This is a genomic window from Mycobacterium sp. 1465703.0 (assembly GCF_001672975.1).
Classification (GTDB): domain Bacteria; phylum Actinomycetota; class Actinomycetes; order Mycobacteriales; family Mycobacteriaceae; genus Mycobacterium.
Genome location: NZ_LZKU01000149.1, coordinates 1 through 15,470, shown reverse-complemented (window position 1 = coordinate 15,470; position 15,470 = coordinate 1). Strand labels below are relative to the sequence as shown.

Sequence of the window (15,470 nt, the reverse complement as noted above, 5' to 3'; positions counted from 1 at the left end):
GCGTCACTTCCGACCGGGAAGTTTCATCACGGTGCGCACAATCGGCAACAGGGATTTCTGCCAAAGGGTGCCCGGAACGCCGGGGGGCGGATCGAGGTTGAACACGCGGGCCGTCGCGATCGTCTGCGATTCGGTGTACTTCAACAGACCCTCGGGGCCGTGCCGGCGCCCGACACCGGACTGCCCCATTCCGCCCATCGGCGCGCCGAGGCTGCCCCACGCGAACGCGTAACCCTCGTTGACATTCACGGTGCCCGATCGCAATCGGGCGGCGATCTGCTGGCCGTCCGCGGACGAGCCGGCCCACACGCTGGCGTTGAGCCCGTATTCGGTGTCGTTGGCCTTCTCGACGGCTTCGTCCACGTCGGCGACCGGGTAAATCGACACGACCGGTCCGAACGTCTCGTTGGCCGCGCACTCCATCTCCGGCGTGACGTCGGTCAGCACCGTGGGCTCGTAGAACAGTGGTCCGAGGTCGGGCCGGGCCTTGCCGCCGGCAATCACCTTGGCGCCCTTGGCTTTCGCGTCGTCCACATGGTCGGTCACCGTTTCCAGCTGACCGGCTGAGATCAGGCTCCCCATGTCGACCGAGAAGTCATATGCGCTGCCCAGCTTCATGTCCCGCACCGCGGCACCGAACTTGCCGATGAAATCGTCGGCGATGTCTTTCTCGACGTAAATCCGCTCGATCGAGATGCAAAGCTGGCCCGCGTTCGAGAAGCATGCGCGGGTGGCCGCCTTGGCAGCCTTGTCCAGGTTGGCGCCGCGGGTGACGATCATCGCGTTCTTGCCGCCGAGTTCGGCGGAGAAACCGATCAGCCGACGGCCGGCCTGTTCCGCGAGCTGCCTGCCGGTGGCGGTGGAGCCGGTGAACATCAAGTAGTCGCAGTTGTCGATGATCGCGGTGCCGACCGCCGAGCCCGGCCCGGGCACGATCGCGTAGAGCGCTCGCGGCAGGCCGGCCTTGTACAAAAGCTCGGCACACGCAAGCGCGCAATACGGGGTCTGGCTGTCCGGCTTGAGCACCACCGCGTTACCGGCCAGCAATGCCGGCACCGAGTCGGACGCGGTAAGCGTCATGGGGTAGTTCCACGGCGAAATCACCCCGACCACGCCCTTGGGCTGGTAACCGACCGTGGTCTTGCCGATTCCGGGAAGCAGCGCCTGCACGGTGCGAGGCTTCAGCAGGTCCGCGGCAACGCTGGCGTAGTAGTTCGCGTTCGCGACCAGATCGATGATTTCCTCCTGCGCCGCCCATCGGGCCTTACCACCCTCGGCCTGCAGGAGGTCCATCAGGAATTCCCGGTTTTGGATGACCAAGTCGCGGTAGCGGCTGATGACATCGACACGCTCGGGGACCGGACGATTCGCCCAGTCGACCTGGGCCGCGCGCGCTTCGGCGAACGCGGCTTGGACGTCTTCGGCTGTGCCGACGGGGATGGTGGTCAGCGGCTTGCCGGTGAAGACTTCGTCGATCGTCTTGGTCTGGCGTGCGGTTACGTCTTTGATCGCGGCGAGCTGACGCAGGCGGTCGAAGGCCTCGGCTGACGGTGCAGGCATGTTGTTACCTCTCGAGTATGCGCAGGCGTCTAAAACACCAGACTATGGGCTTTTCCGAGCAGCAGGCCCAGCTAACGTTTCGGGGTCAGGACTACGACGGGGATGGGGCGAGACGTCCGCTTCTGATATTCGGTGTAGCGGTTCTGGTTGTTGTCGTTGACGATTTGCCAGAGCCGGGGATAGTCCGGGTCATCGGGCAGCACCGGGCGGGCCGTAACGGCGAAACGCCTTGGGCCGACGTTGATTTCGGCATCAGGCTTGGCCTTCAGATTGTGGTACCAGCCGGGCGCCTGGGGCGCCCCGCCCTTGGATGCGACCACCAGGTAGTTGTCGCCGTCGCGAGCGTAGGTCAGCGACGTCGTGCGTTGTTTACCGGTCTTGGCGCCGACGGTGTGCAGGAGCAGGCTCGGTATCCATAGCGTGCGATGACCGATCCAACCGTTCGTCTTCCTATATACCGCGTCATGCACCCGCAGCACCTGCGGCAGGAGCCTTTCCTCCACGAAACTCATAGCTGCCAGTCTCACTGCAAACGGTGTTCTCCTCCAGTGCCTGCGGTCAATCAGGGGCACTCAAGTGGTCGCAGGTTCAGTTCTTGTGATCGCGACCAGGTAGGGGAGTGTTATTGGCGGTCGCTTGAGTGGTCGTCGCGGTCGGGCTCGGTGAGTTCCGGCGCGTTCTCGCGGGTCGCCATGCCACCTTCGCGGCCGTGGTCTGCCGGGCCGGGGCGGCCACCCCGGGGCTCGTCGTCATCGGTAGATGAATGCTTGCCCATTGCAACCTCCCTCGTTGGCCGAACGATTACCCACTGCGGCACGATCCGAACAGCTTGGGAGTGAGGCCCGAAAATCGGGGACTTTGCGCTAGCAGAAGTGGGTAAACAACATCCACGCTTCGGGCGCGTCAGGTTTGCACAGAGGTCACTAACCGAAAGGCGGCATCGGATGGTTCGTCACGCAGGGGGCCGGTGGGACGTCGGCGCCAAAGAGAACGCGGTTTACCTCGAGCGCATCTCTGAGGACGACGAGCGAGTGTTCAACGACGTGCTAACAGCGGAAGAGGCCCGAGACCTGGCCGGGCTCTTGACGAAGTATGCGGATAAGGCCGACCAGTCGGACAAGGCCGACAAGTCGGACAAGACCAAGGGGTCGGAGGACTCCGACAAGTCGGAGGACTCGGACAAGTCGGATGACGCTGAGGGCAAGTCGGAGGACTCTGACAAGTCGGATGACGCTGAGGGCAAGTCGGAGGACTCTGACAAGTCGGATGACTCCGACGAGTCGGATGACGCTGAGGGCAAGTCGGAGGACTCTGACAAGTCGGATGAGTCCGACGAGTCGGAGGAGGATGACTCCGACAAGTCGGAGACGGAAGGCTCCGGCAAGTCCGGCGATTAAGGACTCGAATATCGGCTTACAGAATGTGCAGGCCTTGGGCCAGCTGTGACATCCCGACCACGGTGAACAGGGCCACCAAGATTTGCCGGTGATATGCCTGCACCCAGTCGTGCAGCACCCGTAGTAGGGACTGTGTTTTTGCCGGCGCGGCCACATAACCGACGAGGATGATCTCGACGATGGCGTACATCAGCAGGATGAACGCGACGGAAGCGCCGATCTGCATGGTCACCGATGCGCCGGACGCCGCGATGATGGCGACGATGAAAAGGACTCCGTCGACCGGTACCGCGATAACGCCGATCACCCACGCCACCCATGAGGCGCCGCTTTCCCACGCACTATGAATCCGGCCCAGTAAACGCCGGAACAGCGAGGGGTCGTCCGTCGACACTTCCTGCGCCCGGGTTAGCAGCCGCGGCATCGCGACGGGCGCGCCGGAGACCATCGACAGTTCCGTTTGCTCGCGAGCGGGTTCCGGGGTGCGTGATTGCTTGATGAATCGCACCGTCAACACCGCCGCGATCGTCAGGCCGACCACGCCGAGCCCGATCTGAATCTTGCCGAGGCTGGAACTGGTCGACGGAGAGGCCGAACCGTGCCCCGCGTGCCCGAACATCGGGGTGAAATTCAGCAGTACCAGCGGGATGAGCAATTCGGGTACGCATACCGTGAGCCCGCCGACCCAGTAGGCGAGCAGGCTGGGCCCGGGACGCGGTCGAGAGATCATCAACAGCGCGAGGCCCAGCCGAACTGGATTGAGCGCAGCCAGCATCCCCAAGCCCAGCACTGACCCCCACATGATTCGAGCCACTACCCGCGGGTGGCCGGGCCTAAACGCCATCGGCAACGGGCGGTCGGCACCTGAACTGCGTGCGGCAAATTCGGCTATGAATCAGCTGTGTGCGCCCAATCCTGATCGTGTCCAACCTATTCGGCGGAGTTATCGGAGCCGCGGGCGGCAGGTGAAGAGTAGATCCGCGAACCGGCAAACCAGCCCCCTCCCATGGTGGTTGCCCGTCGCCCGCGGTAACTGACCGGCTCGATGCCGACGGGCTGGCTAACACCGGCCGTTCCACTCATCCGTGAGATCAATCACAACATGCCTGCGTGGCAGGCAGCCTCGGTGTCGATCGGAAGTCCCCGGCAAACCGAAAAGCGATAGCCGACCGCACCGTTCGGCCGCTACGCCCGGAATTTGAAGCGGCCGCGCACTGCGGTGTCACTCTCCGCAAATCGGTTTTCGGCAGCTACGGGCAGACGCCGGGAGAGAGCGGGACATGGGCCCTTGCATAGCAAGCGCCCGTACCATTTTGCACGGTGCGCCTGGACAATTCGACATCTGAGCAATCGACGCTATGCTCGAGCGTGGGACCGCAAATGCGCTTACCAATATCGATCAGCGGCGCAGACGCGGATCTGCGCCCGCCCACTTATCCGTGGCAAATAAGCGTGTCGAGCCAAACCGGAAGTCAGAAGCAAAGATTGGGCGATCATGCGGGCGCGGCTGTGGAACTGGCCATGGCAAACGGTCATTGCCGCCGCACCGGGTCGCGACAAGAACGCTGCGGCGCGGGGTTGCGCGCAGTGATATACCCAACACCGGCGCGACACGTTAGCGTTGCTAACCAGAAGACACCCGTGCAACAGTAGAATCGCCAGCCTGGATCGGTTATGTGAGAACGGAATTCACATGTTTCGCACAGCAGTTCACATGTTTCGCAGAGAATTGGATGGGTATCCACGCGTCCGTGGATCGCGACGTCGACAGTCGTAGTGCCCGCTTGCTGGTGGACGTTCCCTGTCGGCGACGGGTCGGGGGTGGGCGTCGCGACAAGCGCGTCACGGCGCCGGCCTTCTCGATCGACTTCACCGGCGCTGACATTTAGCGTGTGGGCAGTTCGACATACCGGCCGAGCTTGATAGCTCAATCCTCAAGCACTGCAAGCGCATTCGTATTGCGCGCAGTGTGATTGGTAAGTTTGTCTTGGTGTAAGGGGGTCCATGTGTTGCCGCTCAATCCGTTCGATGATGACAATGGCCGTTTTTTCGTATTAGTCAATAACGAAGAACAGCACAGTCTTTGGCCAGCCTTTACTGTCGTCCCCGACGGCTGGAGAGTAGTTTTTGGGGAAGCCGATCGCGCTGCATGCCTCCACTACATCGAAGATGCCTGGCCCGATATACGTGCGAAAAGTCTGCGCGACACGCTGAGCGCCGGTTTGTGATGTATCGACCGATGTCGGTATGAAGGGCTTCGGGGTCAACTTTTCGTGGGGGGTCTTAACGTGAAGCGCAGTGACCGCGCACTGCCGGTGACGCGCGGCCAGCTGGATATCTGGCTGGCCCAGCAAACGGGCTACTTCGACGTGGCGTGGCAGCTGGGTGTGCTCGTGCACATCCAGGGCGCCATCGATGCCGGTTTGCTGCATCAGGCTATCCGACATGTGGTCAATGAGGCTGAGAGCCTGCGGGCTTCGTTCTTCGAGGTGGACGGGCAGGTCTTTCAGAAAGCCGTCGAATACGACGATGTCGATCTGGTGTTCTACGACCTGACCGACTCGCGCGATCCCGAGCGGGAAGTTCGCGAAACGGCATCGTCGATCCAGCGAACGCCGATGCCGCTCACCGGGCCGATGATCAAGTTCGCGTTATTCCGGATGGCTCCCGACGAGTACTACTGGTTCACCACCTGCCACCACATCGCCATTGACGGGATGGGCATCGCGCTTATCGGGCGGCGCATCGCCGCAGTCTACTCCGCCCTGGCCGCCGGGAAGCCGATCCCGCCCGCCTTCTTCGGCACGCTGCACGATCTCGTCAGCGGTGAATTGGAATATGAGGCATCAGCGAAATTTATTGAGGATCAAGAGTATTGGACCGCGCATCGCCCGCAAGGTGACGGCGCGGATTACCCGTCGACCGCCGCTGACGACGGGCGCGACCCGTATTCGCCTTCTCCGCCAGTGCAGCTGGACAAGTCGGTAGTCGGCAAGGTCAAAGAGTTGTCCAAAGCGCTGGGCATCCGGCGATCATCGGTGCTCACAGCCGCCTGCGCACTTTTGGTGCGCGGCTGGTCCGCTGACGGATCAGACGAAGTGGTCCTCGACTTCCCGGTCAGCCGTCGAGTGGATCCGAAGTCGAAGACGCATCCCGGCATGCTCGCCGGGGTGGTGCCGCTGGTGTTGAACGCCGCGCCGGACACGACATTCGCCGACTTCTGCCAACATGTCGACAAACGATCTCGAGAAGCATTGCGGCATCAGCAATTCCCCACACGAACGCTGGACGGCGAAGGCGACTTCAACGGTCCGCGGCAGGCGCCCAATCGGGTGGTGGTCAACTTTGTCCCGGCCCGCCTCACGCTCAGCCTCGGTGACGTGCCGGCGACCGCGAAGTACACCAGTTTTGGCCCGGTGGGCCACTTCGGGTTGTTCTTCCTCGGGTTCGGCGATCAGCAATTTCTGAGCACGGTTGGTACCGGACAACCCTTCTCGAACTTCGAGGTGTCCGACCTGACCGAGCGGCTGCAGCGGATCTTGGCGACAATGGCCGCCGATCCGAGTCGGCGGTTGTCGTCGCTGGATGTGCTGCATGCCGATGAGCATGCCCGCTTGGAAGAGGTTGGTAACAGGGCGGTTTTGACAACGACGGCGAGCGCGCACGCGTCGGTGCCGGAGTTGTTCGCCACGCAGGTCGCCCGGGCGCCCGAGGCCGTGGCGCTGGTGTCCGAGGGTGTCTCGGTGACGTACCGGGAATTGGATGAGGCGTCGAACCGCTTGGCGCGTTGCCTGGTGGCGCACGGCGCAGCTCCGGGACAGACTGTGGCGCTGCTCTTTTCGCGATCGGCCGAGGCGGTCACGTCGATCCTGGCGGTGCTCAAAACCGGGGCGGCGTATCTGCCCATCGATCCCACGTCGCCGGCTACCAGAACCGCGTTCATGCTTGCCGATGCCAGGCCGGTCGCCGCGGTGACAACCGCCGACCTGGCTGAGCGGTTCGACGGTCGCGGCGTCACCGTCATCGATGTCGCCGATCCTCGCATCGAGGAACAACCCAATACGGCACTGCCAATGCCGGATCCGGCCAACATCGCCTACCTGATCTACACCTCGGGCACCACCGGAGTCCCCAAAGGCGTTGCGGTCAACCATCGCAACGTGACGCAGTTGATGGCGTCGCTGGACGCGGGTCTGCCGGCCGGCGGAGTGTGGTCTCAGTGCCACTCCTATGCATTCGACGTCTCGGTGTGGGAGATCTTCGGCGCACTACTGCGCGGTGGGCGCGTGGTGGTGGTGTCCGAAGACGTCGCCCGGTCACCCGAAGAGCTGCACGACGTCCTGGTCGCCGAGGAAGTCAGCGTCTTGACCCAGACCCCGTCGGCGGTGGCGATGCTGTCGCCCGAGGGGCTGGAGTCGGTGTCGCTGGCAGTGGTCGGTGAGGCCTGTCCGGCGGAGGTGGTGGATCGGTGGGCGCCCGGACGGGTGATGGTCAACGCCTACGGCCCGACCGAGACCACCATGTGTGTGGCGATCAGCGCGCCCTTGACAGCGGCATCGGGCGTACCGCCGATCGGTTCCCCGGTGGGCGGTGCGGCCCTGTTCGTGCTCGATGGCTGGATGCGACCGCTGCCGCCAGGAGTGGTCGGCGAGTTGTATGTAGCCGGTGCCGGAGTGGCCGACGGCTATGTCGACCGATCCGGACTGACGGCGTCTCGGTTCGTGGCGTGCCCTTTCGGTGAACCCGGCGCACGCATGTATCGCACCGGCGACCTCGCGTCGTGGCGCGCCGACGGGCAACTGCAGTATCTGGGCCGCGCCGACGAGCAGGTCAAGATTCGCGGCTACCGCATCGAGCTAGGCGAAATCCAGTCCGCGCTGGCCACACTCGACGGTGTCGATCAAGCCGTCGTGATCGTCCGCGAAGACCGACCCGGCGACAGGCGCCTGATTGGTTACATCACCGGAACGGAGGAACCCAGCGAGGCGCGCGCCGCATTGGCCGACCGGCTGCCGACGCACATGGTGCCGGCGGCGGTGGTGGTCCTGGAAGCCATGCCCCTGACGGTCAATGGCAAGCTCGACACCCGCGCTCTGCCGGCGCCCGAATACAACGCGGCCGAGTACCGCGCTCCGGGCAACGCGGTCGAGGAGATCCTGGCCGGCATCTACACCGAGGTGCTCGGGGTGGAGCGGGTGAGCGTCGACGACTCGTTCTTCGAGCTGGGCGGCGACAGCATCCTGTCGCTGCAAGTGGTGGCGCGGGCGCGTGCCGCCGGCCTGACGTGCCGGCCCCGAGACGTTTTCGTCGAACAGACGGTAGCCCGGCTGGCCCGGGTGGCCGGTGTCAGCGATGGGGCGGCCGACGTGGTCGACGAGGGGGTCGGCCCGGTGCTAGCCACCCCGATCATGCGGTGGCTGCACGGCATCGAAAGCACCGGCGGCGCGATCGATCAGTTCAACCAGGCGGTGATGGTCCAGGCCCCCGCCGGGGTGACCGAGACCGACGTCGCAATCGTGTTGCAGGCCTTGGTGGATCGGCACGCCATGCTGCGGCTGCGGGTCGACGACGACGGAGCCGGCAGCTGGTCTCTGCGGGTACCCGAGCCCGGGTCGGTGCGGGCCGAGGACTGCCTGCGGTCGGTAGACGAGTTGTCCGACGAGGTACTGCTGGCCGCGCGGTCGCGGTTGAACCCCGCGGCCGGGACGATGCTGAGCGCGCTGTGGGTCGAGTCCACCGGCCAGTTGACCGTCATCATTCACCACCTGGCCGTCGACGCGGTGTCCTGGTGGATCCTGTTGGAAGACCTGAACTTTGCCTGGGCGCTGCATAGGGCGGGGCAGCCTGTGGAGTTGCCGCCCGCAGGGACGTCGTTCGCCCGGTGGTCGACATTGCTCGCCGAGTATGCGCACCGCCCCGACGTGGTCAGCCGGTTGAACACCTGGAAGCGGGTGACGGCGACTCCCGCCGCGCTGCCCGCCGCCGACCCCGAAGTGGATAGCTACGCCTCCGCCGGGCGCTTGTCGGTAGAGCTGGATGCCGAGACCACCGGGATGCTGCTCGGCGATGTTCCGACGGCGTTCCATGCCGGCATCCAGGACATCTTGCTGATCGCGTTCGGCCTGGCCTGGGCGGAATTCCTGGGCGACGGCCACGATTTGATCGGCATCGATGTCGAGGCTCACGGGCGCCACGAGGAACTCGCCGCCGACATCGACCTGTCCCGTACCGTCGGCTGGTTCACCACCAAGTATCCGGTTTCATTGGGCGTCACCGGACTGCGCTGGTCGCAGGTGGCCGCCGGCGACGCCGCACTGGGACCGGTGATCAAACGAGCCAAGGAGCAGCTCCGGGCATTGCCCGATCCGCTGACCTACGGTCTGCTGCGCTATCTCAATACCGACGTCGACCTCAACGGTGCCGACCCGTCGATTGCCTTCAACTACCTGGGACGCCAAGGGGCAGCGCCGGATTCGGCAGGTGAAGGCTGGCGCATCAGCGAGGACGGCCTGTCGGTGATCGGCGCCGCCGCGGCGGTGCCCATGCCGCTCACTCATACCGTCGAGCTCAATGCCGGCACCATCGACACCGGCACCGGTCCGCACCTGCATGCCGAATGGACTTGGGCGCCTTCGGTTCTCGATGCCAGCCAGATCACCCGGCTGAGCCGGCTCTGGTTCGAGGCCCTGGCCGGCGTCTGTGCGCACGTGCGTGCCGGTGGGGGAGGACTGACCCCATCGGACATCGCGCCGGCCCGGCTGAGCCAGCAGCAGATCGACGAGCTGCAACAGCAGCACCGCATCGCCGACATCTTGCCGCTGACCCCCTTGCAGCAGGGCCTGCTTTTCCACTCCAGCACCGCGCAGGGCAGCGACGACATGTACGCGGTGCAACTGGATTTCACCCTGACCGGACCGCTGGATCCCGACCGGCTTCGCGATGCGGTGCACACGGTGGTCAACCGGCATCCCCACCTGGCGGCCGTGTTCTGCGAACAGTTCGACGAGCCGGTGCAGATCATCCCGGCGGACCCCGTCGTCGAATGGCGCTACCTCGAGCTCGCCGGCACCGGCGACACCGCAGTCGAGGTGATCGAACAGCTGTGTGCTTCCGAACGCGCCGCAGTCTGCGACCTCACCGGCCAGGCGGCGTTCCGCGCAGCATTGGTGCGCACCGCGGACGGTCGGCACCGGTTCGTGCTGACCAATCACCACATCTTGCTCGACGGCTGGTCGCTGCCGATTTTGCTGCGAGAAATCTTCACCACCTACTACGGTGAGCGGCTGCCCACCGCCGGCTCCTACCGCGCCTTCCTCACCTGGCTGGCCGCTCGCGATCTCGATGCCGCCCGCCAGGCGTGGGGTGAGCTGCTGTACGGCTTTGACACTCCCACCCTGGTCGCGCCGGAGGGCCGGTTGGGGCAGGGCGGACGTGGCTTCGAAAAGGCTTGCGTGCCTGAGCAAACCACCCAGGCCCTCACCGAGCTGGCCCGCTCCTGCCACACCACGTTGAGCACCGTGCTGCAGGCCGCCTGGGCGATGGTGCTGACTTCGCTCACCGGTCAACACGATGTCGTCTTCGGAACCCCGCGGTCCCGGGTAGGCCAACTGGAGGTCGACGACGCCGAACAGATGGTGGGACTGCTGATCAACACGGTTCCGGTGCGCGCCGACATCGCGCCGACCACCACCACTGCGGAGTTGCTGGCACAACTTCAGAGCAGCCATAACGACGCTCTCGAGCATCAGCACTTGGCGCTCAACGAGATTCACCGGGTCACCGGCCATGACCAACTCTTCGACACGCTGTTCGTGTACGAGAACTACCCGATCGACAGCGGCATGACGCTGGGCGCCGACGGGTTGGCCATCGCCGAATTCGCCAACCGCGAGTACAACCACTACCCACTGACGGTGGAAGCCCTGCCGGGCCGCGAAATCGGCCTGCACATCGAATACGACACCGACGTGTTCGACGCCGCCGGCATCGGATCACTCGTCGAGCGCTTGCAGCGGGTGCTGGTGGCGATGACGAACGATCCCACCCGGCGGCTGTCGTCGATCGACCTGCTGGCTCCGGACGACCGTGAGCTGGTGTTGTCGCAGCTGTCCGGTGCGGGTGTGACGGCACCGGTCGGCGTGGCGCCCCAATTGCTGGCCGCGGCCGTGGGCGCGGACGCCGATGCGCCGGCGGTGGTCGACGGCACACGTGAATTGTCGTATCGCGAACTCGACGAGTGGTCAACGCGCTTGGCGCGCAAGTTAATCGACGTCGGCGTCGGTCCGGAGCGTGCTGTCGGCGTGGTCATCGACCGGTGCGCCGAGTTGGTGGTCGCCTGGTGGGCGGTGGCCAAGGCCGGCGGCATCTATGCGCCGGTGGATCTGGACCATCCGGTCGAGCGGGTCGCCTCGGTGCTCGACGCCGTGGACGCGGTGTGCGTATTGACGTGTGGCACCGATGAAGTCGCCGGCGCCAGGACACGCCCGATCGTGCGCATCGACGGTCTCGATCTGTCCGGACACTCTGCGGAGGAGATCACCGACGCCGACCGATTCTCGCCGCTGCGCGCCGAGGACACCTCGTATCTGATCTTCACGTCGGGCTCGACCGGTGTCCCCAAAGGCGTGGCGGTGAGCCACACCGGTCTGCTGGGCTGGGCCGCGGCGCAACGCGAGCTGTTCGGTCTGGACGCTGACGCGCGCGTGTTGATGGTCGCCTCACCCACTTTCGACGCGTCGGTCGGAGAACTGTTGCTGGCCGCGGGATCTGGTGCGGCACTGGTGGTGGCGCCGCCACAGGTCTATGCCGGTGACGCGTTGACCGCGCTATTGCAGAACCAGCGCGTCACCGCTGCTATCTTGACCCCCACCGTGGTGTCGACGCTGGATCGGACCCGCCTCGATCGGCTGAACACGCTGGTGGCCGTGGGCGAGGCCTGCCTACCGGAGTTGGTGGACGCCTGGGCACCGGGCCGGCAGATGTTCAACGGCTACGGCCCGAGTGAGACCACCATCTGGGTCACCTGCGCCAGGCTGACCGCGGGGCAGCCGGTTCGCATCGGTGCTCCCATTCCCGGCGTGCGCGCGCGTGTGCTCGACGGCTGGCTGAACCCGGTTCCGGTCGGCGTGGTGGGCGAACTGTACCTGAGTGGGCCGGCAGTGGGCCACGGCTATGTGGGACGAGTGGACCTGACCGCAGAACGGTTCGTCGCCAATCCCTTTGCCGGGCCCGGGGAGCCTGGCACACGCATGTACCGCACCGGTGACCTGGTGCGCTGGATGCCCGACAGAACCCTGGACTACCTGGGCCGCGCCGACAGCCAGATCAAACTGCGCGGACAGCGCATCGAACTGGGTGAAATCGAGAACACGCTGCTGGCTTGTCCCCAGGTCACCCAGGCCGCCGTCACCGTGCAAGACAGCGCCACCGGCTCGCACCTGGTCGCCTATGTGACGCTCGACCAGGCCGCCACCACCGAACACGACACCGAAGACGTCGAAGAGTGGCAACACCTCTACGACGACCTGTACGGCGCCGACCTCGCAGCCGGCTTCGGCGAGGACTTCCGCGGCTGGAACAGCAGCTACACCGGCGATGCGATTCCGCTCGACGAGATGATCGAGTGGCGTTCCGCGACGGTCGATCGGATCATGTCGCTGCAGCCGCGACGAGTCCTGGAGATCGGTGCGGGCTCGGGATTGCTGCTGTCGCAGATCGCCCCGCAATGCGAGCAATATGTCGCCACCGATTTCTCGCCGGTCGCGATCAACAACCTGGCCCGCGCGATGGAGGAGTTGCAGCTCCCGTGGCGTGACCGGGTGCAGTTGCTGACCCAACCCGCCCACGTCACCGACGGGCTGCCGCAGGGCCACTTCGACACCATCGTTCTCAACTCGGTCGTCCAGTACTTCCCCAACGCGGGATACCTGGCCGAGGTCATCGACAAAGCCATGGACCTGCTGGCCCCCGGCGGTGCGGTGTTCGTCGGTGACGTCCGTAACCACACGCTGCAGGGGGCCTTCCAGACCGCAATCGCGCTGGCCCGCGGCGGCGCTGCCAACGCGGCCGAGCTGCGCCACCGGGTTCGTCACGCCATGCTCGGTGAAACCGAATTGCTTTTGGCGCCAGAGTTTTTCACCACCTGGGCGGACGCGCGTCAGTCCGCGGTAGGACTCGACATCCGGATCAAACGCGGAATGGCCGACAACGAACTCAACCAGCACCGCTACGACGTGGTGCTGTACAAGACACCGGCACCGGTCCGATCGGTGGCGGCCGAACCGACCTGGGAGTGGGCCCGGTGCGAGGGCCTGGGCGGGCTGCGTGACGCGCTGACATCGCAACGTCCCGCCGCCGTGCGCGTCATCGATATCCCGCGCACCGGGCTGATCAACGACGTCGCTGTCGAAAACGCGCTCGCCGCAGGACTTCCCCTGGCCGACGCGCTGGCCGAAGCGCAAGCCGAAGTCGGCGCCGGTCCCGATGACGTCATCGCCGAAGAACTGCACCGTCTCGGGGAGGCGGCCGGATACCACGTCGCGGTGACCTGGGGCGCCCAACTCGGCACCCTCAGTGCGGTTTTCATCACCTCCGACAGTCAAGGTGTTCCCGCGCTGACCGACCTCTACCTGCCACCCGCCGGCGCTCAGCGACGCACCAGCCATGCCAACGACCCCCGCACCAACACCAAGATCGGCGAGGTGCGCGAGCGGCTGAGCGCTTGGCTGCCCGAGTACATGGTGCCGAGTCACATTGTGGCGCTTGAAGAATTCCCGATGACCACTTCGGGCAAACTCGACCGCAAGGCGCTGCCGGCACCGGACTACCAGGACGCCGACCGTTACCGCGCGCCGGCCACCGCCGTCGAGGAGATCCTGGTCGGCATCTACGCGCAGGTCCTCGGGCTGGAACGGGTTGGTGTCGACGACTCCTTCTTCGACCTCGGTGGAGATTCGCTGTCGGCGATGCGCCTGATCTCCGCGGTCAACACCAGCCTGAACGCCGACCTCGGGGTGCGGTCCGTCTTCGAGGCGCCCACGGTTGCTGAGTTGGCGCTGCTTACCGGTAACGGCGCCGATCGGCCGGAGCCGTTGGTGGCGGGCGAGCGCCCGGCGGTGATTCCGCTGTCGTTCGCACAGACCCGGCTGTGGTTCATCGACCAGTTCCAGGGCCCCTCACCGATGTACAACATCACGGTGGCGTTGCGGCTGCGTGGGCACCTCGACGCCGACGCGCTGGCCGCCGCGCTGGCCGATGTTGTTGGCCGCCACGAGAGCCTGCGCACGGTGTTCGCGTCGGCCGATGGAATTCCACAGCAGGTGGTGATTCCCGCCGAGCAGATCGGCTTCGCCTGCGACGTCATCGACGCCCGCGACTGGCCGGAGGACTGGTTACGGGAAGGCATGGAAGCCGCGGCCCGCTACACCTTCGACTTGGCGAATGAAAGCCCGTTGCACACCGAGCTTTTCACCGTCGGCGACGACGAACACATGCTGGTGGTCGCGGTGCACCACATCGCCGCCGACGGCTGGTCCATTACGCCGTTCGCCCGCGACCTCGGGATCGCCTACGCCAGCCGCTGCGCGGGCCAAGCCCCGGAGTGGGAGCCGCTGGCGGTGCAATACGTCGACTACACACTCTGGCAGCGTGCACATCTCGGCGACGTGGACGACAGCGACAGCCGCATCGCCGCCCAGTTGGACTTCTGGGCCGACACCCTGGCCGGGCTGCCCGAACGGCTGCAACTGCCCACCGATCGGCCTTACCCGCAGGTGGCCGACCACCGCGGCGCCCGGCTGGCGATGGAATGGCCGGCGGAGCTTCAGCAACAACTCCGGCGGGTAGCGCGCGAGCACAACGCGACCAGCTTCATGGTGATTCAGGCCGCATTCGCCGCCCTGCTGTCCAAGATCAGCGCCAGCGACGATGTGGCCGTGGGCTTCCCGATCGCCGGACGCCCCGAGCCCGCACTCGACGAGCTGATCGGGTTCTTCGTCAACACCCTGGTGTTGCGCGTCGACCTGAAAGCGCTGGGCGGGGATCCGACCTTCGCCGAGTTACTGGCCCAGGTGCGCCGGCGCAGCCTGGCCGCATTCGAGCACCAGGATGTGCCCTTCGAACTCCTGGTTGAGCGGCTCAACCCCACCCGAAGCCTGACGCACCATCCGCTGATTCAGGTGTTGTTGGGCTGGGAGAACTTCCCCGGCGAGGTCAGCACCCCGGCGGCCGGGCTGTCCCTGGGCGATCTGCAAGTCACCCCGATGCCGTTGCACACCAACACCGCTCGGATGGACTTGACGTTCTCACTGGCCGAACGGTTCACCGCGTCCGGTCAGCGCGCGGGCATCGCCGTGACCGCGGAATACCGCACCGACGTCTTCAACGCCGACACCGTCGAGGCGATGATCGAGCGACTGCAGCGGCTGTTGACGGCCGTCACCGCCTCGTTGCCCCACTTCGCCAGTCGGGTGTGCTCGGCGGTGTCCAGCAGGTCCACCGAGGACAGCCGACGGT

General features: G+C 65.5%; 7 protein-coding genes. 3 read left to right on the top strand and 4 right to left on the bottom strand.

What is annotated here, in order from left to right:
• Window positions 1-3: 3 nt before the first annotated feature.
• From A5625_RS13115 to A5625_RS29600, 3 genes are all read right to left on the bottom strand, one after another.
• On the bottom strand, window positions 4-1,560 hold the full coding sequence (locus A5625_RS13115; RefSeq protein ID WP_066994039.1) for a succinic semialdehyde dehydrogenase: 1,557 nt from the start codon (window positions 1,558-1,560) through the stop codon (window positions 4-6).
• Window positions 1,561-1,631: 71 nt separating this feature from the next.
• On the bottom strand, window positions 1,632-2,072 hold the full coding sequence (locus A5625_RS13110; RefSeq protein ID WP_066994036.1) for a nitroreductase family deazaflavin-dependent oxidoreductase: 441 nt from the start codon (window positions 2,070-2,072) through the stop codon (window positions 1,632-1,634).
• Between the two features lie 110 nt (window positions 2,073-2,182).
• The gene (locus tag A5625_RS29600; protein WP_197516084.1) at window positions 2,183-2,335 is read right to left on the bottom strand and encodes a hypothetical protein; all 153 of its coding nucleotides are present in this window, start codon (window positions 2,333-2,335) and stop codon (window positions 2,183-2,185) included.
• 169 nt (window positions 2,336-2,504) lie between these two features.
• Here A5625_RS29600 and A5625_RS13105 point away from each other — a divergent pair, with 169 nt between their 5' ends.
• Window positions 2,505-2,957, top strand: coding sequence for a hypothetical protein (locus tag A5625_RS13105; protein ID WP_066994033.1), 453 nt, complete (start codon window positions 2,505-2,507; stop codon window positions 2,955-2,957).
• Between the two features lie 16 nt (window positions 2,958-2,973).
• Here A5625_RS13105 and A5625_RS13100 read toward each other — a convergent pair whose 3' ends face one another.
• On the bottom strand, window positions 2,974-3,759 hold the full coding sequence (locus tag A5625_RS13100) for a GAP family protein (RefSeq protein ID WP_066994113.1): 786 nt from the start codon (window positions 3,757-3,759) through the stop codon (window positions 2,974-2,976).
• 1,207 nt (window positions 3,760-4,966) lie between these two features.
• On the opposite strand from A5625_RS13100, the gene A5625_RS28365 reads away from it, so the two are divergent.
• Window positions 4,967-5,185, top strand: coding sequence for an MbtH family protein (locus tag A5625_RS28365; RefSeq protein ID WP_082984392.1), 219 nt, complete (start codon window positions 4,967-4,969; stop codon window positions 5,183-5,185).
• A 60-nt stretch (window positions 5,186-5,245) separates the two neighbouring features.
• Window positions 5,246-15,470 (top strand): non-ribosomal peptide synthetase (locus A5625_RS13095; RefSeq protein ID WP_156748187.1); only part of this gene is annotated, 10,225 nt, incomplete at its 3' end.